Raw genomic sequence first — 26,109 nt, forward strand, 5'->3', positions numbered from 1 at the left:
TACCACCGGCAGATGTGATTTTTATCTTCAAACCAAAGTCTTTGCCTTTTGATACGTCTTTCAACAGCACATTTTGTCCTTTTGGGCCAGTCCACGCTAAACCGCCATCAGTAGATTTAGAGCTACCGTATCTGGAGGTGAAGTAAGCCCCCAACTCTTTCTGATGGGCATCAACCGATTGGCGCGTGTTCAGGAACAAATCGACCTCGATGGCTGATACCTTCTGATTGGCCTGATAATACAGCATATCGGCTGATTCGAGATTTTTGAACTCGATGGTATAGCCAACGTGTTTCGCATCGCTCTCGAACGGCTCTCCTTTTTCGGTGGCCTTAACGGTAGCAAAGTCATCGCCCAGGTTAATACCCCGCCAATCGCTGGTGGGGGTTAAGCCGAGGTCAGCGACCCGCCCGGCAACCGTCACATTCGATGTAATTGCTTCGGTCGGGGCAGTGGTTGTGTCGGTAATATGATTGCTGGCTTGCTGTTTATTCTGGCAGGCACTGGAAAACACAAGAACAGCCAACACAGCCAAAAAGGTAAAACGATTACGCATACGTAGTTAGTTAACTTCGCAAAAGTACAGTATTCGCACAACTGATCTGACAACCGCTTGTTTGATTACAACTTTACCTGCAGGGTTACGTAAACACTACGTCCATCGGAAGGCAGAATGCCGGGCCCCGGATAGCCCGTTGCCCGACGCGTGAAATACACCCGATCAGCCAAGTTGTTCAGGCTGCTTTCGATCCGGAATCGGCGGAATTGATATGAGACGCTGGCATCCATTATGGCATAAGCCGGAATGAGTCCGATAACTGCCGAAACGCCCCCTTCGCGGGCGTTGGTTGCGTCCGAAAACTGGTCGGACAGGTACGTATATTGAAAAGACGCCTTAAGATTCTTGTACCCAAGTCGAAGCCCGCTTTTCAGGTTAACAGCGGGGACAAACTCGACCTGTTTTCCGGCTACGCCCGGAATTTCGCTGGCCCGGTACGTTGAGTGGATCAACGCTACGTTCGCGAAAAGCACACCGCTCAGGTTTTCGTTCAGCGGCTTAAACATACGTAACAAGTCCCCTTCGGCGTAGGACTCCAGCCCCATGATGATGGCCTGCCCGATGTTTCCCCGGCGACGTAATACCCGGTCGTTTTGATCGTAAAACTGCACTTCGCCAATCCGATTGTTGTAATTGAGCAAGAACGCGCTCACGTCGAAGTTGAACAGGGTTGTTTGTACGCTGCGAACGCCCAGGTCAATCGAGTAGCCTTTTTCGTCCTGCAAATTCGGATCGATCACCGACGAAGGGTTGGCAATGCGCATGTCGCTGAACGTAATGGACCGATAATTCTGCGACAGATTCCCATAAATGTCCAGTTTAGGCGTTGGCTTATAACTAAGCCCCAAGCCACCCAGCACAAACTGACGTCCGTTCGTCCGGGATTCGTTGGTTCGGGTCGCGTTGATGATGTTACCGGCCAAATCCCGCGTGATGGTGCCGTAAAAACCGTCGGCCGTCGTGTGAATATTTTCGTAGCGAATACCCGGCGTAATTGACAACTTATCACCTATGTACAGAATATTCTCGGCAAAGACAGATACGTTCCGGTTGGGAAATTGGTAATCGGACGCTATCGCCTGCTCCGTATCCATAAAGTTGAAGTTGGCGTCTTTTCCGGTACTGCCCAACCCCTGCACACTGTGGTTGAAACCGTGGTAATAGCGACTGCCAACGAGCAGAACAGACTGTTTGCGGCCCAAGTTGTACCGTTTCAGATACCGGACTTCGGCCCCCCAGTTCGTAAAATCGCCCTTGATCAAGTCGCGCTCGCTGTTGTCGTCAACACTGGCTACACGATTAGGCCGAAAACCCAGTGAGTACCGATACGCCGACAAGCCGAATAATCGCAGATTGACTTCGTTGCTGGTATTGAATTTGTGATCGAAATGCAGGGCGGGCATGGTCCAGTTCACTTGAAACCAGTTCCGTTCGCGGTTGCTCTGCCGCGCATTCTGCCGAAACAGCTCATCGGTTAAACCGCCGGGCTGCTGCGCCAGGTAGTTCATTTGGGTTATGTCGACGCCGAGCGTACTACGCTCCGACAGATGATAATTGACATCAGCATAAAGCGTGTAGTTGGTGAAGTGCGTGTTCGGTCGCCAGCCATTGCCTTGTTTATGTTGAAAGAAGGTATAGTAACTCAGCTTACCAACCGTGCCGCTAACACTGGTAAAAGCGTTATAGAACCCAAAAGAGCCTAGGGTCTGACGCGCAATCAGCTCAATTTTCCGGTCGGTCACGGGCTTTTTCATTACAAAATTAAGGAGTCCGCCAAACTGGGTGCCGTACTGCAGGGAAGCCGCTCCCCGCACTACCTGAATACGGCCAACACCTTCAACGGGTGGGGTGTAATAACTTTCCGGATAGCCTAATGCGTCGGCACTGATGTCGTAGCCGTTCTGGCGGACGTTGAAATTAGACGACCGGTTTGGGTCAAGACCGCGTCCGCCAATGCTTAGCTGTAAGCCCGCCCCTTCGTTTTCCCAGATGTTCAGACCCGCTACCCGAGCATAAATCTGGCGAGCGTTGTTGGTTGATAAGTTGGCTACGAGTTGCTCGGGAATAATCACCTCTGACTTTTTGCCTTCGTAGATGCCCATGTTTTCTACACCCCGCATGCGCGTAAAACCAAAATCCGACTGCTGATCTTTCACGACAACTTCGCTTAATGTCTCCGTTCGGCTGAGCACCTGAATCGTTACGCGCTGGTCCTGATCAGCGATGGTAGCTGTTAAGCTGGCCGCTTTAAATTCGGGGTGGCTGGTCTGGATGACGTAACGACCCGACGGTAGATTAGAAAACGTAAACCGACCCAAGCTATCGGTCACCATGGAGCGCTTACCATTGTTCAGGTATACCGTACAGCCGCTGACTGCCATACTGTCCGCACGGGCCTGTACGTTTCCGGCAAGTTGGTACTGAGCAAAAACAGCCGTTATGCTAAGCCAAACGGCCAACAGGCTAAAAACCGTAAATTTCGTCATCGAAAGAAGTAATCCAGGATTTTGGAGCGAACGAATCGTGTTCATTTGCCAGATTAACGGTGGGGTCAATAAGCGGCTTTCCCAAACGCCCGTTGAGCGCTACGTAGGAATCGACATATACTTGCGGGTTACGAAACCCGCGTGTAGCAAACTGATCGCGGAGCAAATGAGCGTATTGCAGCAGCATATCGGGCTGCGTACTCATCATCTTTTCCTGCAATGGGGTCAGGAACTCGGTATTGTTCACAATGACCTGCTTACCCGTAGCGTCTCTAACGGTAAACTGGGCGTAGCCGGCTTTTTCCATTAACATCACCCGCCACGAAAACCGGTAGCCCTGCTCGGTCCAGAACAGTTCACCCGGGTAGAATCGATATCGAAACGGCAATACCATCTGAACGGCGAAGAAAACGACAAGTCCACTCAGCACCAGTTTCTGCACAAGCGGCTGGTACGTGTACGTTCGGTGCGGATTAAGAAACGTCACAGGCACCGGCAACCATCGACCGATCCGGCGAATAAGTGCTTTATGAAAACCAGGCGAGAAAAAGATCAGCGCCGTAACAATCATAATGTACGGAAACATGCCAATCGGAAAAAGGGCGGCCGTTAAGCCATGAAAGACGACTACTGCCATGTAGGCCCAGGGGCGCGCATGCCGGTTCCAAAGCAAAAAAGGAATGCTCAGGTCGTAAAAACACCCAAACCAGCTAAATACGTAGTGAACCCAGGAATAGTTGAACAGAAAGCCAATAACAGGCATATCGTTACGTGCCGGCAACCAGATTCGCAGGGGCAACGCTTCCAGCAGCCAGTCGCTGTTTAGTTTAGCTAGGCCCGCAAAGACGTATAGAAAAGTCACTAACAACTTTACGGAATCAGTGCACCAGGCTGGAATCTGGTCAGAAAGCAGCGTTCTTTGGCGATACGCGTCGATAGACAAATACGCGTGAGCCGGTAAAAAAATCAAGAGCAAACAAGCCAGGCTGGTGAAATAATAATGGTTGAGGTAGGTAGTCTTATCAATCAGCTCGATGTAGGTAAAGCTCAGAAACAAGCTCACTGCCGACAAGCGATAAAACAGACCTAGCGCTACAAACAACGCCGACACGCTACAAACCGCAAAAAGCCCGTATGTATACGGGCCCAGCGGCTTAACGAATTCAAATCCGTAGAAGGAAAAGAAAAAACGCGGCTGAATGTATAACTCGTCGACCCAGCCTTTATTCCAGAACCGGATAATGCTTCCGAACAGCATGATTCCGAAGGCAAATCGAAAGATGGCTAAGGGAGCGGCCGACGTTGTTTTCTGAAAATAGCCCTGCATACACTTCAGGCCAGGTTAATCACCGTCGTTGTCGGTATACGTAATGGTAATGCTCATGGCGGTGGTCATATCGACCTTGAGCATCCGTACAACCTTCTGCATCTCGGTATATACTTGTACGACAGCCGCATCGTTCGTTTTCACCTCGTCGTACAGGGTATTTTTTAACGTATTCAACTGCTGCGCACTGGCGGCAAACTGAGTATTCAGAATGTCAGCCAGCGCCGTACCCGTCCGGCTATCTTTAGCACCGAGCCCATTCAGGTAGGTTTTCAGGCTTGGCCCTTCTTGTCCGGTTTTCACACTTTTGCCGTTGAAGAAATCAACAAAGGCCTGGTGAGCCGTTTTGGCCAATGTCAGCGACATATCTTTCCTGTAGAAAGCTTCTACCTTTTCTGGAGCGGGTGTGCCGTTGGTCATCGCCCCCGACGGAATGCCAATCTTGCCCGACCGGATATAGCGCTCATAGTGAAGCACATATCCGTTCACCAGCTTGGAAGTCGAGCAGCCCGCATTTAAGGCCGTGCAATTAATGAACGTATCGCGGTAGCCGGATGTCCATTCCGAATTCACCTTCGTGAACATATCGTTCATCTGACCGGTCAGGCGTTTCAGGTAAGCAATCCGTTTAGCCGCATCGGCTGCGGTTGTATACTTCGCCAGGATAGCCTCATCCGTATTGCCCAGACCATTAATCATATAATCCAGAGCCGGAAAGCCTTGTTTCGGGTACGATGCCGGCACGTCAAATGTTCCGGTTCCGGCGGCCACGTATGTTTCAATACCCGCTGCATCGGTTGGATAAATGTTGAAAAAATAGCGAAGTGTGTACTGTTCGGCCGGCCCGACATCAAATAACTCCACTTTCTGCCATTCGGTGTAAGCATCGGCCCAGGCCTGCCGAAAGTCAGTCAACGACGCTTTGTCAGGTTTAGCCGCAAAGGCATCAGACTTAGTCAGCATCAGATCAAACTTAGTCTTGAAGTTGGCGTAACTGGGGATAATAATGTTGTCGGCGATATTGGTCAGCATTACCTTACGGTCACTGCTGGCCTGATCTGTAGGGTCTGTCGGCGTAACCGTATTTGTATTGTCGTTCGACGAACAGGCCCAGAGCAGCGCCATTGCCATACATACCACACCAACCGTTCTCCCAATTAATTGAGTCATAACTTAAAACTAGAATGGAGCGGTACAAAACGTACCGCTCCAGATAGGCTAACAGTGAAGGAATTTGTCTTAACCGGTGATCTTAAATTTTGTCTTAATAGCCGCGCTGGCCGCATCAATCTTGGCGTTTGTCAATCCCCAGAACCCGTTGGGAGCCGAGTAAACCAGATTGTTTAAAATACCATCCGAGAAGGCGGCATCGGCACCATACGATTTGGCGTACCGCAGGCTATAAATAAAGCCTAAACCTTCGCCCATGGCATGAGCACGAGCCGCATCGGTCGTACCTGTTTTCCATTTACCCAGGTAGCCTAAGGCAGCGCCGGCAACCGCTTTTTCCATAGCCGACCGAATAATGGCCGCCTGTGTTTTCAGCGTGGTCAGATCGTTATTGACAATAGCCGCCCGACCTTTCAAGAGTGCCGGATAGATTTTCGGAAAATCTTCTTTGTTGTATTCCCACAAATAAGAACCAATAAAGCTTTCGCCCGATGAAGTTGCCGTGGCTTTAGCGCCATAGATCGGGTTAGCCGTTATAATTCCATAGATCTCGTCCCAATTCTGTTCCAGTTGGGTATATTTCTTACCGGCAACCAGCGTCGTATTGTCCGCAGAAAGGTTCTTATCGCTTAACAAAACGTTGCCAATGTAATCCAGCTGGAAGGCACCGATCAGTGACTTCTGAATGATCTGTCCCCACTCAATACCCTTTTCATCGACCAGATACGTGCCCAGTTTACCTGCCTTACCTTCGGAGGCCGTTGTCGATACGGCCTTACTGGCCGCAGCAATTGCCGGAAAAGCCGCTTCAATCGTCGTCCGCTCCTTTTCGGCATCAGCTGCTGACAACGACGACGCCGTTACGTTCCGCAATTGAACGCCTGACGTATTCAGAGCTGTATTCGCTGTTCCGGAGAATGGATTGCTGGTGTTAGCGAACATGTTTTTTAGCACGGCGGCATCCAGCGTAGCGCCGGTTCCAACGGCCGTACCGTTGTATGTATTGATGGCCCGGAACATGGCCAGACGCGTACTTCCGGTGGTCAAATCGACTGTTTTAGCGCCCGCATCGTCAACGAAGAAATTGGCGTAGGTTGTCGTATCCTTCAGCGTTGAGTAGTCGACAGATCGGCGGAGTTGTGTGTTGGCGATGACCGGATTTTCTTCATCCATACAACTCGATAGCCCTGCAGATACCAGGAGAATTGTGAGAACAGAGGCGAATGGTGAACGTGTAGACATTTGAGCTTGCTTTATCTAATACGCTGCAAATCTAATAGCTATTTAGACTAATTATAAAATCAAGCTCTCAAAAGTTTTTCAAATGGGCAACCGCTACGGCTTGATACGTGGAAAACCGTCATTTTTTTTGGCTAAAATGTTTGTAACGATATGGCCTGACAGCCATTGCAACGCAATGACTATCAGGCCATATAAACCTTAAACTATGCTGGCTTTATTCTTTTTCTTTAGCCAGCGTACTTTCCGTCGGTTTTATTACGTCGACGATTTTAATAGCCTTACCCGATTTCCGTTCCTCGATCTGTTCGAGCAGCTTTAAGCCCATTAGCCCGTTCATAGAGCCATCCGTTCCATTCCCGGCTCCGTTGATGACAATATCCGGAATGACCCGAATGTGCCCCTTGCCAATTTCCTCGGTAATCTTGAAACGGGTGAAATTCTCTTCGCCCATGGCCTTTACCTGCAGCTCGTACGCTTCGGCGGTCGAGCGACCGATCGCCAGAATCTTCTCAGCTTCGGCAGAACCAGTTTTGGCGATACGTTCGGCTTCGGCATCAGCGGTTAGCTTGGTTGCTTCGGCGTCAGCGGCCGCCTGCCGACGACGAGCTTCGGCGTTTGCCTCAGCACGGATCTTAGTCGCTTCCGATTCAGCTCCAACCTGTAATTTCAGGCTGCGGGCCTCCCCTTCCGACTTCTTAACCGCAGCATCGGCGGTGCGCTGCGCAATTTCAACACTTTGCTGCGCTTTCACTACTTCGCGCTGAATGTCGGCCAGGGCGGTTTCACGTTCCATTCCCTGCCGCTTTTCCTGCGCCATTCGCTGCGTCTCGTAGGTCTTTTCTTCTTCCTGTGCAATCTTCCGGTCGGTCAGGGTTTTCATCAGGCTATCGGGCGGCACAATATCGCCGATGAGCGTATCCACCGCGTTTACGTTGTAAACTTCCAGTACCTGACGAATGTGTTCACGAGCGGCCTCCTGGCGTTCTTTCCGGGTGCTCAGGAATGCAATCACGTCGGAATCCTGCGCCGAGTTCCGGAAGTAGTTGCCAATCGTAGGTTCGAGCACCTGCGACACCAGGTTGTTCATACTGCCGAAACGGGCAATTACTTTCGGGGCTTCAACCGCCGGAATGTGGATGATCTGCGCTACGTCGAGGTTGAACGGAAACCCATCTTTCGAACGTACCGTGATGGTCGACAGATTACGGTCGAGGGCATGGGCTTCGGTTCGTGCGTTGGCCCAGTTCAGCACCAGATTGGTGGTTGGTACACCTTCCACTTTCATCGTATACGTATTGATCGGATACTTACCGGGCCCCAGCGGCTCCATCCAAACCCCGCGAAAGCCGCGTTGAACAATGTTACCGTGTTTAAATGACTCGCCCGTTACGTCGATGCCATCTTCGCCAATGTAGGATATAACCACGCCAACATGCCCAATGGACACCTCGGTCATCGGAATCTCTTCAATCTGAACCGCCCAGGGATTGATGTAATACGAACCGGCCAGCACAACCTGCGGCTGCAACCCCCGGTTCCCACCGTTTTGCAAGAAGAAATCGACGTTCTGAAAATTATTATGCCCTTCTACGTTCTTACCCGCAATCTGTCCTGGCTGCAAAGGTGCCCCGTCGAGGGTGGTGATGATGCCAACCATATTCTCCCGGATAACGGTCATGTCGGCAATGGTTATGGTGAACGCATACGTATTGATCCGGTACGTACCGGGCGTAAGCACGCTGGTTTGGCGGCCCTTCTGCCCTCCGCTGTTCAGAAAGCGCTCGGTATCCTGAAAGTTATCGGAGTCAACCCGACGGGCCAGAATATTACCCGTGGGTAGTTCTGCTCCGTCGTTGGAAAGCACCAGTCCGATCTTTCCTTCGGGGATTACCGTAAATGGCTGCATGGTAATCCCGTACTGCCAGGGCCACATCCACCAGTACAGTCCAGGAGCAAGCGTTTGCGCTTGGTAACCGGCTTCTCCTTTCGTGGCAATAATCCGCCCGTCGGGCAGGCCGCGATCCGTACCGACGAGTACGTATTTCTTGGTTACCAGACCAATTCGGTCTTCGGGAACAATAACCATCCCGAACAAAAAGCGCAGTACCCATTTATAGAGTATAACGCCCAGAATGAGCATGACTACCCACGCCCAGGTTGACAGTAAGGGTAAAAAATCCATGAGAAGAAAGGTGTAATTGGTTGAAATGATCGAAAAGTACGCGGAAATACAGCGCAGCATTTAAGCGGCTTAGTAAGCGGAACGAGAAAATTTACGGCCTACATCGGACAGATACGAGCATCGAATGGACGTATCAAAAGTAGAGAGGACTAGTAAACCAGTATACTAAAACTGGACGATTGGTTGCCCGCTGGCCGAATCGGATCAACGAATTGATGAACGGAGATAATTGGGCGAGAAACCAAATGGAACAACCGCCGGACTGTCAACGACTACGGTCCGGCGGTTTGAGTTAAATAGCTTATTTTATTTACTGTCACAAAAATTTTAGCCCCTCTGCCACGGCATAAGCAATATCATCGTTCGATCCACCGAAGTTTTTTTGCCACACTTTATCGCCGTTCACATTCAGCTTAACTACCCAAAAATCAGCGTTACCATGGTTGCCCGTCACATCACCATCGTTGGACTCTGTACTACCCGCTGTTACGTAGCCTTCATCCGGGGCAGCGACCATGGCACGAGCCTGATCGTTGTTCGATCCGCCCAGGGTTTTCTGCCAGTTTATTGAGGGCATTAGCTGGGCAACTGCCAAATGGCTGCTGCCCAGCAAGAAGATTAGCCAGATTGTTCGTTGCGAAAGAGAGCGAAGAGGGCGAAGTGATGAGAGGGAACTGGATACAAAAGCGGAATACGTAACATCAGGCATAAACAATACTGTAGGCTCAAGGGTAATTCAGACTCAAACAAGGCAATTTATTAATCATTATGCATCTCTGTTGTCAGAAGCTGTCAGGAAATATATTCCAGCTTGGTTTACAGGAATGCCATCTCAACGAGTAAGAATTTATAGCTCAGAGGCCAGATTGAAGAAGAAGCCGGTCTTGCCCTGGGCGTTGATGGTGCCGCTGAAACGGAAAACCAGGTTATAGAAGGTCACGACATCGAGACTCAGGCCCGTACCCGCGAGCAGTCGATTGGCCAGTTGGCTCTGATATTGCTCTGCCACGGTGCTCCTGACGTAGCCAGCATCACCAAAAACCGTTACGTAGGCGGCAATTGGCAGGGTATTGAACTGACGTATATGAAGCCAGTTGAGTTCTTTTCGTACGTTGAATAGCTGATAACGCAGGCTATTCCGCCAGATTGCCGTTCGCTGCCCATCCACTACGTACAACTCGTAGCCCCGTACCATATCGGACGAGCTTCCCAAGCCACGCAGGTTAAAATAAGGCTGCCGATTCGGCCAGGTCGTGCGGCCACGCAGGCTGCCAGCCGCATAAAAATTTTTGCCAAGTGCCCAGTACCGGGTAATGGAGGCCGACATGTCGAGGAAATGAAAATTGTCGTTTGGTAGCAGTCCCATTACGCCAATCCCGCCCGTCACCAATGTACCCTGCAAGGGATAGACAACGTTGTCACGACGATCGTACCGGTAGGCGTAGCCAAAAGACAGATAACGCTGGCGAGTCTTGCCGTCCAGAAAATAGTCCGGATTGAGCTGTACAACCGTATCGGCAATTGTATTTCGATTATAACGGGCTTCGACCACATGGTAATGGTACAGGCCGTGTCGATTCGTTAAGGTTACCCCCGCGTATAGGCGTTCACGCAGCGTTTCTTCCGATTTTACATACACCCACTTATCGGCGTTGGTCCGATAGGGGATCTCGTTGTTGGTCAGATACCCTATCTCGACGCGCAACCCAATTTTTTGAGCCCGATCTATGTAAGGCTTACTGTAAGACAGGACCGTTCTTTGCAAAAACCCCCTGATCACCTCAATCTGTAACCGGTCATTAGTACCCGTTACGTTCCGATAGCTGAGCCGCCCGCCGTAGATGGTTCGGCGGAAATCGTGCCCACGGTCATACCACCATTCATTAAAATTTCGGTCGGCCAGATCAAAAACGGGATAAGCAATCACGTACCACCGTTCTTTCATGGTCACCGTCAGGTCTAACCGGGGCATCTGCGTCGTATCGGCGGGCACGGTTAGCTGCGTAGTGACATCGACGGTGACGAACAGATTCGTATTGTTGATATTACGCTGATCCCAGGAAATCCGTCCCGGCAAATCAGCCAGCCGGATGGTATCCCCCGTGTGTAATGTCATCTCCCGCAGAATAATACGGTCGCGCGTTCGGTAGTTTCCCTGTAGTGTTACCGACTGAACAAGCACCGACCGGGCCGAGTCGATGGCTATATCGGCCCAACTCGTCAGAGAAGACAATAAAAATGCCGTCAGCAGGAAAACGACTGGCGGCCAGTTCTTTGGAATCATTCTCAAATTTACACCTTTTCCAAAAAAATAAGCCAACAATTTCTACCTATGCTCCAAATCGGTATGTATTATTGTTCTTTTGTTTAACAACGCTCCGAAGCCTATTCAAACGTATATAGTGTATGCAAACCGAAAAAGTACAGACACCGGCACAGGTGTTTAGACCGAGGCTCAGTTTCTGGCAAATCTGGAACATGAGCTTCGGTTTTTTTGGCATTCAATATGGCTTTGGTCTCCAGCAGGCGAACATGAGCCCGATTTTTCGGTATCTCAACGCCAACGAGTCCGAAATTCCTGCCTTGTGGCTGGCCGGTCCTGTTACGGGCCTGCTCATCCAACCCATAATCGGAGCTCTGAGCGACCGTACCTGGTCACCACGCTGGGGACGCCGAAAGCCATTTTTTCTGATTGGAGCCATCATTACCAGCGTTGCCCTAGTACTGATGCCCAACTCATCGAGTTTATGGATGGCGGCCAGCCTGATGTGGATTCTGGATTCGGGCCTTAACGTATCGATGGAGCCGTTCCGGGCGTTTATCGGCGATAAACTAAATACGGAGCAGCGCACGATTGGGTTTGCCATGCAAAGCTTTTTTGTGGGATTTGGACAAACACTGGCCAATTTGATGCCGCGCATTCTGCCATTCTTCGGTCTGACTATGGTAGCAACCGGCGCCAATGCCATTCCGGACATTACACGCTGGTCGTTTTACATTGGGGCCGTGGCCATTCTGGCGGCTGTTCTGTGGACGATGTACACGACCGACGAATATCCGCCGGAGGACATGGCTGCGTTTGAGCGCGAAAAGCGCGAAGGCGGTGGCGTGTTCAAAGCCTTTGGCGAAGTCGTTCATGCCCTGCGCGACATGCCCGCAACGATGAAGCAGCTATGGTGGGTGAAGTTTTTTACCTGGTACGGCCTACCGCTGATGTGGCAATACCTGTCGCTGGCCATTTCGCGTCATGCCTTTAACGCACCCACCGCCCAATCACCGGGCTTTGAACGAGGCATTGAGGTAGGGAACGATTGCTTCGCATTGTTCAACGTAGGCTGCTTTGGTATCTCGTTCTTTCTGCCCGTTATCGCGAAACGATTAGGCCGTCGGGGTACGCATGCTCTGTTCCTTACCCTGGGTGGATTAGGATTCATGTCCATGCTGCTTGGCGAGGATAAAAGCTATTTTCTGGTTGGCATGACCATGGTGGGATTAGCCTGGGGCTCGATTCTGTCCATGCCTTACGTAATGCTTTCGACCTCAGTTCCGGCCGAACGAATGGGTGTGTACATGGGCTTATTCAATGGGTTTATTGTGGTGCCACAGATTGTGAACATGGTAACGGTTCCATTTCTGTACGATAGCCTATTGGGCAGTGACCCACGCAACGCGCTCGTATTATGCGGTGTTTGTTTGCTGTTAGCGGCAGGCGCCTGTTTTCTAGTGAAAGAAACGCCACAAAGCGAAGCCGCGGCCTTACCGATTGAACCCGGTGGAAACTAATTTCTGAACAGTTCTTTACATTTGTCATGCCTCAGCTTTTGGGTCTGGTTCGACCAATAGCACTGAGGCATGCCTGTTTAGATTCAAATGACCACAACTACGCGTCCATTCGCCGTCTTATCGGTTGGCGAGTTATTAGCCGATTTTATAGGCCACTACGTTTCCACAAGTCTGCTTGATGCGCAGGATTTTCGCCGGTATCAGGGTGGTAGCCCGGCGAACATGGCGGCTAATCTGGCTCGCCTGGGCAACTCTGCCGCTTTGGTTGCCTGTGTAGGAAACGACAACATTGGCCGATATCTGCTTCGGCAGGTAACAGAAGCGGGGGTCAATACAGAGTACGTACTTGCTGACCCGCTGGAACCGACCAGTATTGTTCTTGTGTCCCGCACGGCGGGTACGCCCGACTTTGTGGCCTACCGCCACGCCGATGCGCAACTGCGCGCCGAGCAGTTGCCCGATACCTTACTACAGCAGGCACACATTTTTCACACAACCTGCTTTGCGCTGAGTCGCCAGCCCGCCCAGAGCGTAATTGTAGATGCCGCCCATCGTGCCCGGCTAGCGGGCTGTCAGATAAGTATCGATGCGAATTACGCCCCGACTATCTGGCCTGACCGCGAACGGGCCTGGGCGGTGTTAAGGGATTATTGCTCAGCGGGTGCTTTGGTTAAAGTAAGCGAAGACGATACAGAACGGCTGTACGGCGAAGCGCAGTCACCCGAACGGGTTTTCAGCGATTTTCACCAGATGGGGGCGCTGCTGGTGTGCCTGACACTGGGTCCCAACGGCAGCATTGTATCGTACGAACACGGTACAAAACAAGCCCGCATTCCAGGCCGGAAAATCGACGTAGTTGACGTTACCGGTGCCGGTGATGCGTACTGGGCCGGGTTTCTTACCGCCCACCTAGACGGCTATGCTCCGGCTAACTGCGCTAGTGCCGGAGCGGCAATGGCAAAAATGAAACTAGGCCGACAAGGGCCACTGCCCGATTCCGTCGACCGGGAAGCGATTTACGATACGTTTCAATAAAAAGACAGGCCCCGTACTGACTGCGGGGCCTGTCTTTTACGCCGAATTAGCGATGCGAAAGGTCACTTATTTTAAGGCAGCCAGCTTAAGGAGGTCTATATCTTCCACGGTTGCTTTGAGCTTATCCATACTCACGCCATGCCCTTTGGCAGAAACTATATACCGCTTATTAACAAGTACGGCAATCTCACCGTCTTTACTGCTGTTATCGTATTTCTCGTACGATTTATGATCGCCTAACTTGTCGGTTTTCTCGTAGCCGTTCGCCGTTTCTTTGTCGATTTCGATTGCTGACCAGGCCGCGAGCCCCATCATCATGGCCGTTCCGCCCCCGTCTACAATCGAAACTTCAACGGTTTCGGTATCGTCGGCATTAGCGTACTTCCCTGTAGCGGTTGATATGACAAAACCGGCAGCTCCATTTTTTTCACCCGTAGCTTCCTTACGAGCTAATCCGTCAGCTTCGGCGGGTAACAGTTCCTTTAACGAACGGAAATCGACGGCTTCAACCGGCCCGTTTTTCTGTAATTCTTCTGCCTGGTTAGCCATTTCTTTCATGGCACTCAGCGCACCTAATGTCGACACGGATTCCTGATCCTTTTGTTCGTCTTCCTTGCTGCCCGAACAGCCGGCTAATACCGTAATGGCGAACAGAGTGCCCGAAAGCAAATAAGAATGTATACGCATTGTGATAAGGGTTTGTAGGACTGACGCGAAAATGGATCGTAAAATACCGCTTTCGTTCATACGCCCCTCAAACTATTGAGTAAGCGTTCACCTTTGTATAATGCATAGAATCTTATGAGTTCTAACGGGCTGTTGAGGGCTGCTGTCTGCCAGGAAATTGGAACAGGATCCATCTAAACTGTTCCTGTCCGCGTTTGAGCCGCCTTCGTATTAAGTGGTATTTTGTGTTGGTTCTGATAGCTGCGAATCAGAAAATAGATGCCTAACAGCACGGCTGGGATGCTTAAAATCTGACCAACATTTAATGGCAGACTGTCCTCAAAAGGAACCTGGTTTTCTTTCAGGTATTCGTAGAAAAACCGCAGCCCGAATACCCAAATCAGGAATATTCCCAGCATGCTGCCCCGTGGCGTACGCTCCTTGTAGCGATTCCAGAACCAGAGCAGGATAAAAAACAGAACCAGACATGACAGCGATTCATACAACTGAGCCGGGTGGCGGGGTATTTTTTCGTACTCCGAGTTATTCAGAAAAATAAATGCCCAGGGTACGTCCGTCGGGCGACCCACAATCTCGGAGTTCATCAGATTGCCAAACCGGATGCAGGCTCCAGCCAACGCCACTGTAATCACAATACGGTCGGTTACCCACAAAAAGGTTTGCCCTGTTTCCAGACTTGACTTTCGGCGCGAATACAGCCACAAGCCCGTCAGAATGCCAATAGTTGCTCCATGACTGGCTAAGCCTCTGTAGGGCGGCAGAATCACTTCGAGCGGGTTTTTAAAGATCACTTCGGGTTCGTAAAAGAGAAAGTGCCCCAACCGGGCCCCGATGATCGTTGCAACGACCATGTAGATCAGTAACGAGTCCGTATCGGTAACCGGCTTGTCTTCTTTTTTAAAGACATAGGTCATAATCTGCATCCCGATCAGAAACCCTAAAGCAAACAGGAGGCCATACCATCGAACCGAGAAGGAGCCAATGTGAAATATTTCGGGATCAACATCCCAAATTACGTACTGCAGCATAACAAGATCAGTGTCAAAACCGCCCGGTCACCAGCGACGGCGGGCAAAGATAAGGATTCGGGAAAGTTTTTGGGCGTTTTCGTGTTGAGCGGTATATGATAAAGTCATTACTTATTGGCCTGGTAAAAATCTATCAGGCTATGGTGTCGCCGTATTTTCCGAATGCCTGCCGTTATACGCCAACCTGTTCGCAATATATGGTGGAGGCCATTCAAAAACACGGCCCCGTACGCGGTGGCTGGCTGGGCCTGAAACGCATGAGCCGGTGCCATCCGTGGGGTGGTCACGGCTACGACCCTGTGCCTTAAAAACGCGGTTTACCAGTCAGCTTATCCGTTCGGTCTCGCCAGACCCTGACAACTTGACCCATTTGTCAGTTACGCCCGATTTTTGACAGGCGGATGCATGAGCTGACTTGCCTTATTCAAACAATTTACTGACAGATTATGATTGGAATTACTGCCGATAACAAGTTGAAACGCCTGATTATTGTGGGCGACCGGGTATTGATCAGACCAAAAGACCCAACGGATCGTACAGCCAGTGGCCTGTATCTGCCCCCTACCGTACAGGAAAAAGAACAAGTCCAGTCGGGCTATGTTATAAAGGTAGGTCCCGGCTATCCGATTCCGGCACCGACCGAAGACGAGCCCTGGAAAGAAACTGAAGAGAAAGTAAAATACATGCCGCTTCAGGCGCAGGAAGGCGATGTGGCGCTGTACCTACAACGTAACGCCATCGAATTGCAGTACGAAGGCGAGCAGTACGTCATTGTGCCGCAGGCGTCGATACTGATGCTGGAGCGCTCCGAAGATCTGGTGTAGAAGCCGGATAGGTTGACTGTTTTAAACCGAACCCATACTCAAATTGCGACCTCTGCGTCGCGTTACGTTAAACACTATGCGAAGCCGTTGGTTGATGAGTTTAACAGCATTATTAATCATGCTAACTCTTGGTATGGAAAGCGTAGCAAATCAGAAGAAGTCGCTCAGAGCCATTCTGGACGAAAAGAAAGACCACCGGCGCGTATTGTTGCTCTATGGCCGCGATGACGCTCAACACTACATTATTGATCAGCAGGAAGCACTGAACGAAGAGCGGGATGGGCTGGCCGATCGCGAACTCGATGTCATTGTCCTGGTTGCGTCGCTGCTGCCCGAGCCAGACCGCCAGTTCCTGATGCACGATTATAAACTCAACCCGGCCGACGACTTCGCAGGGTGGCTGATCGGCAAAGACGGGGGCGTCAAACAAACCTACAAAAAGCCGGTTGACCCAGCCGAGTTATTCCGCCTGATCGACAGTATGCCGATGCGGAAGCAGGAAACGAAACACGAGTAAACCTCTGTTCCAGCTTAGCGGTTTGATAACTACTTTCAGCAGTTATCAAACCGCTAAGCTGTATTGTTACTGACCTTCGTTGAATTTAGCAGCCTCTGTAATGCCTGGCCACGTATCGGTCCGAAACGGAACGGCTGGAAAACCTTCCTGATTGAATAAATTGACATCACTGTTGTCGTCGGCCCAGCCATAGCGTACCGCTACCGGAGCCGTCACCGAATCGCTGTGCACCACTACGGTATTTCCCTGTACATCGGCCTTGGCATAATAAAATTTTTTGTCAGCACCCGCGACTTCAAAGCCTTTCAGATAGCCGTATTTATCCTTCACCCGTAGCCCAGCCCCCCTATTCTGAAAGTTGACAATGGCCCGGTTACCATCAACTGTTACGTTGTTCAGCATCGGCCCGGCGCTCACGGCTGTTTTCTGATAAGCCACCCGCATGGCCTCGGCCGCTAACCGTTTGCCCACATCATGCTTGTTTTTCGGATGAATGTCGTCCGGCTCGCCGATATCAGACGTAACGGCCATACCGGTCCTGGGAAGCTTAAGCGTCATGGTCTGCGCTTCGCGTAATTCAGCCCAGGTGCTTCCGCGACGGCTGTCGCCGTTTGCAGCGTTAAAGCTGGCTAGTTGCACGAAGAGAAACGGAAACTCTTCGCCCCAGTGTTGCCGCCAATCCTGAATCATTAACGGAAACGACTGACGGTACTGATAGGCTCGACCGGCGTTCGACTCGCCCTGGTACCAGATTACTCCGGCTATGCCGTAAGGTACCAGCGGATGAAGCATTGCATTGAACAGCTGCGTAGCGAACGTATTCGGGCCGGGGTTAAACGAGGAAGGCGCAACACGGGCGACACGATACTGCCAATCACCCGCCAACGGTACGTCGGTACTACCGATGGACAGCCGCATTTTCTCGGAGTCGCCCATCAACCCTCCAGCTCCGCCATTATCGGCAACCTGAACGGCAATGACATTACGTCCCGGCTTAAGTAAGCCAGCAGGTATTGCATAGGCACGCGCATCGAGCCCTTTTGTGCTGCCCACGAACTGACCATTCACGAACGTTGAATCATCATCGTCAATTGACCCGAAGTGCAGGGTCGCTTTCGCGGTCGGATCGCTACGTTCCGGAATGACTATTTCCCGCCGATACCACACCACGCCGTCCAGGGTTGGCAGCCCCCTCCATTCCCAGTCGCCCGGCACCGACATTACTTTCCAGGATGTTACGTCAGTCGTTGGCTTAGTCCACGCTTGTTTGTCGGCTGCAGTTGGCAAGCCGCCCTGCTGGCGTTGCAGTAGCGCATTGACCCGTTCTTTGCCACGCTGCACCACTTCTTCATACGTACCGGGCAGTTTGTCAACTACGGCCCGCAAATCAGTATTTTGACTTAAGGCCTTACGACTTGTCCAGGTTTCGGAGTGCGTTCCACCCCACGACGTGTTGATCAGGCCAATCGGTACGTTGAGTTCCTGCTGTAGTTGTCTGGCGAAAAAATAGCCAACCGCCGTATAGCCGGACGCTGTAGCGGGACTGCAGACCGTCCATTCCCCGTCGATATCATCTTTAGGCGTCAGACTCATCGCTTTTTTAACGGCCAGTTGCCGAATCTGCGGGAAGTTAGCCGCCCTGATCTCTTTCGGCCCGTTGGCTGCGGCACTCAACGGCCACTCCATATTCGATTGCCCGGAACAAACCCACACCTCGCCCAGCAGCACATCATCCACCGAAATGCTGTTTTTCTTGCCTTTCACAACAAGCTGATAAGGCCCTCCGGCTTCCATTGGGTCGAGCGTAAGCCGCCACGTCCCATCTGAACCGGCTTTGCTGGTTTTAACCTGATTGTTCAAGGTAACCGTTACTTTTTCGCCTGCGTCAGCCCATCCCCAAATCGAGAGAGGTTTACGGCGCTGTAATACCATGTGCGACCCAAACACCTTCGGCAAACGCACCTCGGCTAATACACTCTGCGCGCTTAATACACACAGTAAGAAAAGCGGCCATTTAAAACTTTTCATGGGTTACAGGATTTACTAGATACGTGTATTTAAGCAAGGTCAAGATTCGGCTTATAGCTGCTAAAATACGGTTATCTCTTTAATTCGCCCATCTGACTGTGTTACCCGAGCGTATACTGATTACAGGAGGCAGCGGTACTGTTGGCCGGGAAACGATACGGGAATTGATCCGGCACTCGAACCAGCGGTCATTCGAAGTAGTGGCCGCCGTTCGTACGCCGACTGGCGGGAAACAACACTCCGACGTCCAACCCGATAGCTTTGTCTACTTAGATTTTACGGATACAAACACCTTTGCTCCGGCTGTACAGGGCGTTGACCGGGTATTGCTCATACGTCCACCCCAGTTAGCTGACGCAGACACCATTTTCAAACCGTTCATCGAGGCCTTAAGGCAGGCCGGGGTAAGGCAGGTAGTTTTTTTGTCCTTACAAGGCGTAGAGAGCAACCCCGTTACGCCCCACCACAAAATTGAAAAACTGATCGTCGAAGCCGGTTTGACATTTACGTTCCTGCGGCCCAGCTTCTTCATGCAAAACCTGATTACCACGCACCGCGATGAGATTCGGCTACGTAACGAACTGTTTATTCCGGCGGGCGACGGCCGTACCAGTTTTGTGGATGTGCGGGATATAGGCGCAGTTGCGACTCTGATCTTGCGGAGCCCAATCAGCGAACACGCAAATAAAAGCTACGAATTAACCGGTTCGGAAGCGTTGACGTACGGCGAAGTGGCTGCGGTTTTGTCGAAAGTGCTTGGGCGAACAATTACGTACCGCAATCCATCCATCCTTCAGTTTGTATGGTGCAAATGGCAGCGAGAACGGGTACCGCTGGGTTTTGTGCTGGTGATGGTTGCCTTGTATACAGTGTCGAAGCTTGGCAAAGCGGCCCGTTTAACCGACGAAGCCGAACGATTACTACGTCGTCGGCCTACTACGTTTCAGCAGTTTACCCATGATTACCGGACCGTGTGGAGCCTGTGAACTGTGCTAGCGAATCCGCGGCTTGCCCTGCACGTCGAGTACGTTTGCCAAGTTACGGCGCATGGCGTATGTATAGCGTAGGGTGAAACCGTAACTCATGCCGGTACCCGTTCCCTGCAGCTGCGCCCGCTGCATCAGCGTCTGGTTTATGGAATACGCCACATCAGTGGTTATTGAATTACCCAGTCCCCAGTACTTGCGGGCCGATAAACCCAGATCAAGCTTGTTGCTTAACCGGATGTTATATTCAGCGCCCACTTCGGCCAGCACCGACATCCGCGAATTCGTTTGGGTCTGGCTGTTCAGCCGCAGCGTGTCCGGTGTTTCCTGGCGACCGTGGTAACTGTATCCAACCAGAAGAAACCGGCCTTCCTGCTGACCATTGTTCGGGATTAACCACATGCCTCCGCTTACCCAAAAGCCAGACCGCAGCCAGGGACCACTCGTAGACAACAACAGGCGCTTTCCTCTGAGAACAAAGGCATTTCGGTCATTTGTGTAGCGAAAAACCAGCGGTGAGTTTCCATTACTGACCGAAACCTGCGTATGAATGGGCGTCCGGGCGTAGCCGCCTTCCACCATCCAGCGTTCGCGATACGCCCAGCCGATAACGGCCGATCCGCCGAACTTGGTGACCCGGTCACTTTGGATCAACCCGTTAAATGAGTTGTCCAGCCCCGCTTTGTCGGTCCGCAGGAAGCCGTCGAGAGCTACGTACCAGCGATCCCGAATGGTAGGCCCTCCGTACCGCGATAACAGCCGATCATATTGCTGGCTACGGTCCGGAAGCCGGTAGTAGTCGGCTGCATTCTGACCAAAGGCAGGCAGTGCAACTAGACCGAGCAGGAAATACAGAAAGTAGCGTTTTATCATCGGCTGGTTGGTTTTCGACTACACAAATAACGCTATAAACGTTTGTTTGTTAATTACTTACCCGTCATTTAATTCTTTACCGGCCAATAAACTGGATAACTAGTTACCAATAAACTCTCGGCGAATAACCCGACTAAGCTAAACAACGCACCTTTAGTTTTCAACCTATTCATTTACAATGGTTTACAACAAACAAGCCCGATCTGCCAGATCGGGCTTGTTTGTTATTGAATTCAGCTTAAAATTAGTTGCCAGAACCGCCAGACTGCCCGTGCTTCATTACGGGTACCGAAACAGTCATGTTATCCCAGGCAATAGCGATGCTATTGTTCGAGGGCGTAATGGTCAGCTTTTCGATTGGTGATTTGCTCATCGAAACAGGCACTTTCACCATCGCTACGTCATTGCCTTTGATTTTTTCGTAATCATAGGCTCCCCACTGACCCAGCGAACTGTTCAGCAGAACGCTCCATTCTTTCTCGCCGGGAATACTAAATAAGGTATACGTACCAGCCTTTACCATTTTACCGCCGAACATTACGTCGTTTTTGAACGTAACCTCCGTGGCTTCGTTCGCGCCGGTCCGCCATACTTTACCGTACTTTTCCAGGCTGCTCGATCCATCCGGCCCGAAAATAGCCCGGCCTTTTTTCGACGGCTGACCATACATCACTTTGATAGACTTGTCGGGGCTTTCGGCCGTAATGCGTGGGCTAGCTGGCGCCTTTTTATCTTGTGCTTGGGCCAGCGATACCATCGCAAACAGGAAAACGAACATTGCAATTAGATTTTTCATACTTAAGCTGTTGGTTTGTTAAGTGTATTTTAGGATACGTTGCAAAGTAAACGATAGTTTTTTGAGAACAATATAAAGATTAGCCTGTAACTTGGTATTTTTACTGTTAAACAGTATGCACGCATACTAACTATCAATTTAGCATCTCTTCTCCGTATGGCAACGCCGTATTTCAGCAAACGTAATCTGCAATTCCTGCTCCACGACGTATTTAAGGCAGAGGAACTGACTCAATATGATTATTTCAGCGCCCACGACCGCGAAACGTTCAATATGGTGCTCGACTCGGCTACGTACATTGCCGACAACCTTATGCATCCGTACCTGAAAGAGGTCGATCAGAACCAGCCCGAACTGCGAAATGGGCAGGTTACGGTTCATCCCAAGATCAAGGAGTTCATGCGAGCCCTGGGCGAAGCGGGTCTGATTGGGGCGGGGCTGTCATTTGAGCACGGTGGTCAGCAACTGCCCCAGATGATCAGTTCTAGTGTGGGCTTTATTCTGATGGCGGCCAACAATGGCATGATGTACTCGGGCCTTACGTCGGGAGCCGCTCACCTCATTACGTCCTTCGGCTCGCCGGAACTAATCGAACGCTACGTACCGAACATGCTGGCGGGTAAGTGGCAGGGCACTATGGCTCTGACCGAACCGCAGGCAGGTTCGTCGCTTTCGGACGTAACAACCTCCGCAACTCCGCTGGCAGACGGCGACTCCAACGCCCCGGGAGCTTATAAAATCAACGGTCAGAAGGTGTTTATCTCGGCCGGAGACCACGATGCAGCCGACAATATCATTCACCTGATGCTAGCCCGTATTGATGGAGCGCCTAAGGGGACGAAAGGCATTTCGTTGTTTGTCGTGCCTAAATACCGGCCGGATGACAATGGCGAATCCACGCCGGGAAATTTTGTCGATAATGACGTGCAGTCTACGGGTGTGTACCATAAGATGGGACAGAAGGGCGTGCCCGCCATGCACCTGACTATGGGCTCTAATGACAACACGATTGGGTATCTGGTCGGCGAACCGCATCGGGGGCTGCCCTACATGTTTCAGATGATGAACGAAGCACGTATCGGCGTCGGCATGACCGCAGCGGCTATTTCTACGGCGGCCTATCACGCTGCGCTGCAATACGCCAAAGAACGTCCGCAAAGTCGGCGGCTGAACGAGAAAAACCTGCTCGACGCTCCGCAGACGCCTATTATCAATCACCCTGATGTTCGGCGGATGCTGTTGTTTCAGAAGGCGGTTACCGAAGGATCCCTGTCGTTGCTGGTTGAAGCAGCCCGCTTGTATGACATCAGCCAGGTTGCGGAGGGAGACGAGAAAGAAAACGCCTTTCTGATGCTTGACCTGCTCATGCCGGTTGCCAAGTCCTATCCATCAGAAATGGGCGTGCAATCGGTGAGTCAAAGCCTGCAGACATTCGGGGGCTATGGTTATACCGAAGATTTTCCGGTTGAGCAGTTGTATCGTGACATTCGCATAACGCCGATTTACGAAGGAACCACCGGCATTCAGGCGCAGGACCTGCTGGGTCGCAAGATGACCATGAAGGGTGGAAAAGCTCCCCAGTTGCTCTTTGCCGAAATCAGCAGAACCATTGCCGCTGGCAGCACATACGATGATCTGAAGCCCTACGCCGACCAGTTGGCAGCAGAGCTAATCCGTACTCAGGAGGTTATCATGTCCATCATGCCCCATGCGACGAAAGGCGATATCGAGCGTTATCTGGCCGACGCTACGTTGTTTCTGGAGTTGTTTGGCATTGTGGTTGTAGCCTGGCAGTGGCTAAAACAAGCCGTAGTGGCCAGGCAAGCGCTGCTCACGCAAAACCCACAGGGCGATGAACTAGCCTTCTACGAAGGAAAGATTCATACGATGAAGTTTTATTTTCACTACGAAGTGCCAAAAACGTTAGGTCTTGCTGCGCGGCTTAAAGACCCGGAAGTTTTAACGATTGTGTCAGAGAAAGAACTGGCACTGTAAATAAGCGCATAAACCAACCGCCACTTCGCGAAGTGGCGGTTGGTTTATGCGCGAAAATGTAGTGTATTATAATTTCTTCAACCCGAGATTCGACCCTACTTCCTGATCAGGTCAGTAGCGATCTTGGCGGATAGCAGACATAGGGGAATCCCACCGCCGGGGTGAACACTTCCGCCCACGAAGTACAGATTGGAGAACTGGCGCGAAAAGTTAGGGTGCCGTAGAAAGGCGGCAAACCGGTTGTTACTGCTATTGCCATACAGCGCCCCCTGCGAGGAGGCCGTTTTTGCTTCAATGCTGCGCGGGTCCAGTATCGCTTCGGTTTCGATCAACGGCTCAATATCTACGCCCAGATTGTGATTCAGCTTCTGGATAACATCCCACCGGGCTTGCTCGATGATGGCGTCCCACTCCTGACCGGTGTTGTTAGGCACATTGAGCAGAATAAACCAGTTTTCACAACCCTCCGGTGCATCCTCCGGTTTGTATTTCGACGTAATGTTCAAGTAGATGGTAGGGTCGTTATACAACTGGTTCCGGTTGAAAAGATGCTCAAACTCCGCTCGATAATTGTTGCTGAAAAATATGTTATGCAAGCCGAGATTAGGAAAGGTTTTTCGAATTCCCCAGTAGAAAATTAAGCCCGAACTCGACTTGGGCTGACGCAGAATCCGCTCCGGCTGACGGGCGTCCGGCAAGAGCTTACGAAACGTATTCACTACGTCCATGTTGGAAATACACAGGTCGAAGGGCACAGAACTTGTTACCGGTTCGCTGTCTGCTTCTGCTGGCTCCTGGATGGTGAGACTAACCGCTTTAGTCCCGTTGGTATTGATCTGCGTAACCCGCGTATTCAGGTGAAATCGAACGCCTAAATCTTCAGCCAGTCGCACCAGGCTGCTGGTGATGCCGACCATGCCATTCGTTGGAAAAAATGCACCGATATTATATTCCAGATGTGGAATAATATTCAGCGTGGCCGGAGTCTGATAAGGATTGGAGCCGTTATACGTAGCGTAGCGGTTAAACAGCTGCACCAGCTTCGGGTGACTGAACCGCTCTTCGTTGGCTTCGTTCATGGTACCGAAGACGCCTAAGTTGGGCAGGTTTATATATCCCCGAAGCGCGTGCCGATTAAGCCAGGTCGATGCTTTATGCAGTGACCGGTGCAAAAACAGATTCTCCGTTACGTTAAATTTTAAGGCGCTGTCCTTCAGATGGCGATGCAGGTGTTCAGCCGGTTCGCCCAGTACCGATTCGACCTCCTGGCCAAAGCGTTTCTGGTCGGCCCAGGCCGTCAGGCGCGTACCATCATCCCAGAAGTAACGGCAGGTTTCGTCCAGACGGACGTAGTTAAAGTAATCGGCGGGGTTGCGACCGGCCAGTTCGAACAATTCATCCACCAATTGCGGCATGGTGAACAGCGACGGACCAGCATCGAAGCGGTAAGCTTGTTGGTGAGCATTCAGTTGGTCAAACGAGGAGAGTTTGCCGCCCGGATACGCATTGGCGTCGAAAACATCAACCGTGTATCCTTTTACAGCTAATCGTATCGACGCGGCAATACCGGCAATACCGGCTCCAATAACAGCAGCTTTCATTCAGAGATGAATCGTGTAGATAGACAGATAAGCGTCATCCATCTTTACTACCCGATTCAGCCCATAATGTTTATTGCTGGCGACCGTAATAATACAAGTTGACGGAGGATGCACCCGCGCGTTCGCTGATGGTGAAGAAGCCCTTACCGTCTTTTTCGAAACAAATGGCTTCGCCCTGTGGCTCCAGCCGCGACGTTAACCGGCGCGCCGTACCATACTGCAACGCATCAGCAACGCTTTGGCCGGCATCACGTCTCCAGTAAAGGATGTTGGCATAGGTACGTATTAAAATCTCGGAACCATCCGGCGAAATGGCGGCTCCGGTAACGTAGCCCGTCAGGCCGTCCCCGAACGAAGGCAGTTCACCCAACGGCTCTGCCACCGTTACTTCGTTTACGTTCTGGGGGTACTTCATCCGGTACAGGTGCACGTTCTGCTCCCGCTTCGAGATAATGTAAATGTCTTTGGTCTGAGGCTCCACAAACATGGCTTCGGCATCGCGCGGCCCATCGGGGTAGCGGAAGTTGATCCGTTCGATCTGCGTGATGGGCGTTTGCAGATTAGCAGGTTCGGGTAACCGATATATCTGGCTGATCTGGTGTTGAGCTTCGTTATCCCCTATCTCGCCAATATAGATGTAGTTCACGCCATCCTGCGGGCCAGGGCCAATCGCCAGCTCCTCCCAATCCCGGTTACTGAACTGGGGAATTTTTATTTTTCCTTTCACCTTGCCATCGTATCCCAGCAGGGCCAGTTCGGCAGGACTTCCACTATCTTGTTGAATCCAGAGGTTGCCGGGTTGGCTTCGGCTGTCGGCCATGCCAGACGCTTCGTCGATCTGGCCGGGCTGCACTTGTGCAACAGTCGGTTCGGATGAAAATTGCGCGGTGTAAACGCTGGCAACTTCCAGTTTGCACGACACCATGGCCAATAAGCCAATCACCAAAACAAGATTACGCATGAAGTACTCAGGTTAATTCTGTCGTCAAA

General features: G+C 51.3%; 22 protein-coding genes. 7 read left to right on the top strand and 15 right to left on the bottom strand.

Annotated elements, in window-relative coordinates; all coding sequences use genetic code 11:
• The 8 genes from ACYVBJ_RS19090 to ACYVBJ_RS19125 form a co-directional block, all read right to left on the bottom strand.
• Positions 1–556, bottom strand: a 556-nt coding sequence (locus tag ACYVBJ_RS19090) for a hypothetical protein (protein WP_460983902.1), incomplete at its 3' end; no start/stop codon positions are given.
• A gap of 65 nt (positions 557–621) precedes the next feature.
• Entirely contained in the window at positions 622–3,045 is a 2,424-nt protein-coding gene (locus ACYVBJ_RS19095; RefSeq protein ID WP_460983903.1) for a TonB-dependent receptor domain-containing protein, read from the bottom strand.
• The gene (locus ACYVBJ_RS19100; protein ID WP_460983904.1) at positions 3,023–4,372 is read right to left on the bottom strand and encodes an HTTM domain-containing protein; all 1,350 of its coding nucleotides are present in this window, start codon (positions 4,370–4,372) and stop codon (positions 3,023–3,025) included. The genes ACYVBJ_RS19095 and ACYVBJ_RS19100 overlap by 23 nt, the downstream gene beginning before the upstream one ends.
• Positions 4,373–4,387: 15 nt before the next feature.
• Entirely contained in the window at positions 4,388–5,542 is a 1,155-nt protein-coding gene (locus ACYVBJ_RS19105) for an imelysin family protein (RefSeq protein ID WP_460983905.1), read from the bottom strand.
• 69 nt (positions 5,543–5,611) lie between these two features.
• Positions 5,612–6,715 (bottom strand): DUF4856 domain-containing protein, encoded by a 1,104-nt coding sequence (locus ACYVBJ_RS19110; protein WP_460983906.1) that lies wholly within the window; start codon positions 6,713–6,715, stop codon positions 5,612–5,614.
• Between the two features lie 283 nt (positions 6,716–6,998).
• Positions 6,999–8,966 carry an SPFH domain-containing protein gene (locus tag ACYVBJ_RS19115; RefSeq protein ID WP_460983907.1) on the bottom strand — a complete coding sequence of 656 codons (1,968 nt, stop codon included), beginning with the start codon at positions 8,964–8,966 and terminating at the stop codon, positions 6,999–7,001.
• Positions 8,967–9,282: 316 nt separating this feature from the next.
• Positions 9,283–9,543: a hypothetical protein gene (locus ACYVBJ_RS19120; protein WP_460983908.1), complete on the bottom strand. Its 261-nt coding sequence runs from the start codon at positions 9,541–9,543 to the stop codon at positions 9,283–9,285.
• Positions 9,544–9,813: 270 nt separating this feature from the next.
• Positions 9,814–11,250 (bottom strand): BamA/TamA family outer membrane protein, encoded by a 1,437-nt coding sequence (locus ACYVBJ_RS19125; RefSeq protein ID WP_460983909.1) that lies wholly within the window; start codon positions 11,248–11,250, stop codon positions 9,814–9,816.
• Between the two features lie 122 nt (positions 11,251–11,372).
• Here ACYVBJ_RS19125 and ACYVBJ_RS19130 point away from each other — a divergent pair, with 122 nt between their 5' ends.
• A complete protein-coding gene (locus ACYVBJ_RS19130; RefSeq protein WP_460983910.1) occupies positions 11,373–12,749 on the top strand; it encodes an MFS transporter in 1,377 nt (458 codons plus the stop codon).
• Between the two features lie 87 nt (positions 12,750–12,836).
• Positions 12,837–13,784: a carbohydrate kinase family protein gene (locus tag ACYVBJ_RS19135; protein ID WP_460983911.1), complete on the top strand. Its 948-nt coding sequence runs from the start codon at positions 12,837–12,839 to the stop codon at positions 13,782–13,784.
• Positions 13,785–13,850: 66 nt separating this feature from the next.
• Here the strand turns inward: ACYVBJ_RS19135 and ACYVBJ_RS19140 are convergent, their stop codons facing one another.
• Together ACYVBJ_RS19140 and lgt are read right to left on the bottom strand one after the other, a co-directional pair.
• Complete coding sequence (locus ACYVBJ_RS19140; protein WP_460983912.1) at positions 13,851–14,471, bottom strand: transposase; 621 nt, start codon at positions 14,469–14,471, stop codon at positions 13,851–13,853.
• 173 nt (positions 14,472–14,644) lie between these two features.
• Entirely contained in the window at positions 14,645–15,499 is an 855-nt protein-coding gene (lgt, locus tag ACYVBJ_RS19145; protein ID WP_460983913.1) for a prolipoprotein diacylglyceryl transferase, read from the bottom strand.
• A gap of 95 nt (positions 15,500–15,594) precedes the next feature.
• Between lgt and yidD the strand changes: the two genes are divergently transcribed.
• The 3 genes from yidD (at position 15,595) to ACYVBJ_RS19160 (ending at position 16,840) form a co-directional block, all read left to right on the top strand.
• Entirely contained in the window at positions 15,595–15,807 is a 213-nt protein-coding gene (gene yidD / locus ACYVBJ_RS19150) for a membrane protein insertion efficiency factor YidD (RefSeq protein ID WP_460983914.1), read from the top strand.
• 138 nt (positions 15,808–15,945) lie between these two features.
• Positions 15,946–16,323 (top strand): co-chaperone GroES, encoded by a 378-nt coding sequence (locus ACYVBJ_RS19155; RefSeq protein ID WP_460983915.1) that lies wholly within the window; start codon positions 15,946–15,948, stop codon positions 16,321–16,323.
• A gap of 118 nt (positions 16,324–16,441) precedes the next feature.
• Positions 16,442–16,840, top strand: a complete 399-nt coding sequence (locus ACYVBJ_RS19160) for a DUF4174 domain-containing protein (protein ID WP_460983916.1) — start codon at positions 16,442–16,444, stop codon at positions 16,838–16,840.
• A 66-nt stretch (positions 16,841–16,906) separates the two neighbouring features.
• On the opposite strand, the gene ACYVBJ_RS19165 is transcribed toward ACYVBJ_RS19160, so the two are convergent.
• The gene (locus tag ACYVBJ_RS19165) at positions 16,907–18,868 is read right to left on the bottom strand and encodes a sialate O-acetylesterase (protein ID WP_460983917.1); all 1,962 of its coding nucleotides are present in this window, start codon (positions 18,866–18,868) and stop codon (positions 16,907–16,909) included.
• A gap of 98 nt (positions 18,869–18,966) precedes the next feature.
• Between ACYVBJ_RS19165 and ACYVBJ_RS19170 the strand changes: the two genes are divergently transcribed.
• On the top strand, positions 18,967–19,854 hold the full coding sequence (locus tag ACYVBJ_RS19170; protein WP_460983918.1) for an SDR family oxidoreductase: 888 nt from the start codon (positions 18,967–18,969) through the stop codon (positions 19,852–19,854).
• Between the two features lie 6 nt (positions 19,855–19,860).
• On the opposite strand, the gene ACYVBJ_RS19175 is transcribed toward ACYVBJ_RS19170, so the two are convergent.
• Together ACYVBJ_RS19175 and ACYVBJ_RS19180 are read right to left on the bottom strand one after the other, a co-directional pair.
• Positions 19,861–20,727: a hypothetical protein gene (locus ACYVBJ_RS19175; RefSeq protein ID WP_460983919.1), complete on the bottom strand. Its 867-nt coding sequence runs from the start codon at positions 20,725–20,727 to the stop codon at positions 19,861–19,863.
• 244 nt (positions 20,728–20,971) lie between these two features.
• Complete coding sequence (locus ACYVBJ_RS19180) at positions 20,972–21,523, bottom strand: DUF2911 domain-containing protein (protein WP_460983920.1); 552 nt, start codon at positions 21,521–21,523, stop codon at positions 20,972–20,974.
• Between the two features lie 156 nt (positions 21,524–21,679).
• On the opposite strand from ACYVBJ_RS19180, the gene ACYVBJ_RS19185 reads away from it, so the two are divergent.
• Positions 21,680–23,518, top strand: coding sequence for an acyl-CoA dehydrogenase (locus tag ACYVBJ_RS19185; protein ID WP_460983921.1), 1,839 nt, complete (start codon positions 21,680–21,682; stop codon positions 23,516–23,518).
• Between the two features lie 95 nt (positions 23,519–23,613).
• Here the strand turns inward: ACYVBJ_RS19185 and crtD are convergent, their stop codons facing one another.
• Both crtD and ACYVBJ_RS19195 read right to left on the bottom strand, forming a co-directional pair.
• The gene (crtD, locus tag ACYVBJ_RS19190; RefSeq protein WP_460983922.1) at positions 23,614–25,119 is read right to left on the bottom strand and encodes a 1-hydroxycarotenoid 3,4-desaturase CrtD; all 1,506 of its coding nucleotides are present in this window, start codon (positions 25,117–25,119) and stop codon (positions 23,614–23,616) included.
• Positions 25,120–25,189: 70 nt separating this feature from the next.
• Positions 25,190–26,080 carry a PE-PGRS family protein gene (locus ACYVBJ_RS19195; protein WP_460983923.1) on the bottom strand — a complete coding sequence of 297 codons (891 nt, stop codon included), beginning with the start codon at positions 26,078–26,080 and terminating at the stop codon, positions 25,190–25,192.
• Positions 26,081–26,109 lie beyond the last annotated feature (29 nt).

Source organism: Spirosoma fluminis (assembly GCF_054778895.1).

Excerpts from the sequence above, each read along its gene's own strand:
- ACYVBJ_RS19095 (WP_460983903.1), bottom strand. The coding sequence starts at position 3,045 with ATGACGAAATTTACGGTTTTTAGCCTGTTGGCCGTTTGGCTTAGCATA.
- ACYVBJ_RS19100 (WP_460983904.1), bottom strand. The coding sequence starts at position 4,372 with ATGCAGGGCTATTTTCAGAAAACAACGTCGGCCGCTCCCTTAGCCATC.
- ACYVBJ_RS19105 (WP_460983905.1), bottom strand. The coding sequence starts at position 5,542 with ATGACTCAATTAATTGGGAGAACGGTTGGTGTGGTATGTATGGCAATG.
- ACYVBJ_RS19110 (WP_460983906.1), bottom strand. The coding sequence starts at position 6,715 with ATGGATGAAGAAAATCCGGTCATCGCCAACACACAACTCCGCCGATCT.
- ACYVBJ_RS19115 (WP_460983907.1), bottom strand. The coding sequence starts at position 8,966 with ATGGATTTTTTACCCTTACTGTCAACCTGGGCGTGGGTAGTCATGCTC.
- ACYVBJ_RS19120 (WP_460983908.1), bottom strand. The coding sequence starts at position 9,543 with ATGCCCTCAATAAACTGGCAGAAAACCCTGGGCGGATCGAACAACGAT.
- ACYVBJ_RS19125 (WP_460983909.1), bottom strand. The coding sequence starts at position 11,250 with ATGATTCCAAAGAACTGGCCGCCAGTCGTTTTCCTGCTGACGGCATTT.
- ACYVBJ_RS19130 (WP_460983910.1), top strand. The coding sequence starts at position 11,373 with ATGCAAACCGAAAAAGTACAGACACCGGCACAGGTGTTTAGACCGAGG.
- ACYVBJ_RS19135 (WP_460983911.1), top strand. The coding sequence starts at position 12,837 with ATGACCACAACTACGCGTCCATTCGCCGTCTTATCGGTTGGCGAGTTA.
- ACYVBJ_RS19140 (WP_460983912.1), bottom strand. The coding sequence starts at position 14,471 with ATGCGTATACATTCTTATTTGCTTTCGGGCACTCTGTTCGCCATTACG.
- lgt (WP_460983913.1), bottom strand. The coding sequence starts at position 15,499 with ATGCTGCAGTACGTAATTTGGGATGTTGATCCCGAAATATTTCACATT.
- yidD (WP_460983914.1), top strand. The coding sequence starts at position 15,595 with ATGATAAAGTCATTACTTATTGGCCTGGTAAAAATCTATCAGGCTATG.
- ACYVBJ_RS19155 (WP_460983915.1), top strand. The coding sequence starts at position 15,946 with ATGATTGGAATTACTGCCGATAACAAGTTGAAACGCCTGATTATTGTG.
- ACYVBJ_RS19160 (WP_460983916.1), top strand. The coding sequence starts at position 16,442 with ATGCTAACTCTTGGTATGGAAAGCGTAGCAAATCAGAAGAAGTCGCTC.
- ACYVBJ_RS19165 (WP_460983917.1), bottom strand. The coding sequence starts at position 18,868 with ATGAAAAGTTTTAAATGGCCGCTTTTCTTACTGTGTGTATTAAGCGCG.
- ACYVBJ_RS19175 (WP_460983919.1), bottom strand. The coding sequence starts at position 20,727 with ATGATAAAACGCTACTTTCTGTATTTCCTGCTCGGTCTAGTTGCACTG.
- ACYVBJ_RS19180 (WP_460983920.1), bottom strand. The coding sequence starts at position 21,523 with ATGAAAAATCTAATTGCAATGTTCGTTTTCCTGTTTGCGATGGTATCG.
- ACYVBJ_RS19185 (WP_460983921.1), top strand. The coding sequence starts at position 21,680 with ATGGCAACGCCGTATTTCAGCAAACGTAATCTGCAATTCCTGCTCCAC.
- crtD (WP_460983922.1), bottom strand. The coding sequence starts at position 25,119 with ATGAAAGCTGCTGTTATTGGAGCCGGTATTGCCGGTATTGCCGCGTCG.
- ACYVBJ_RS19195 (WP_460983923.1), bottom strand. The coding sequence starts at position 26,080 with ATGCGTAATCTTGTTTTGGTGATTGGCTTATTGGCCATGGTGTCGTGC.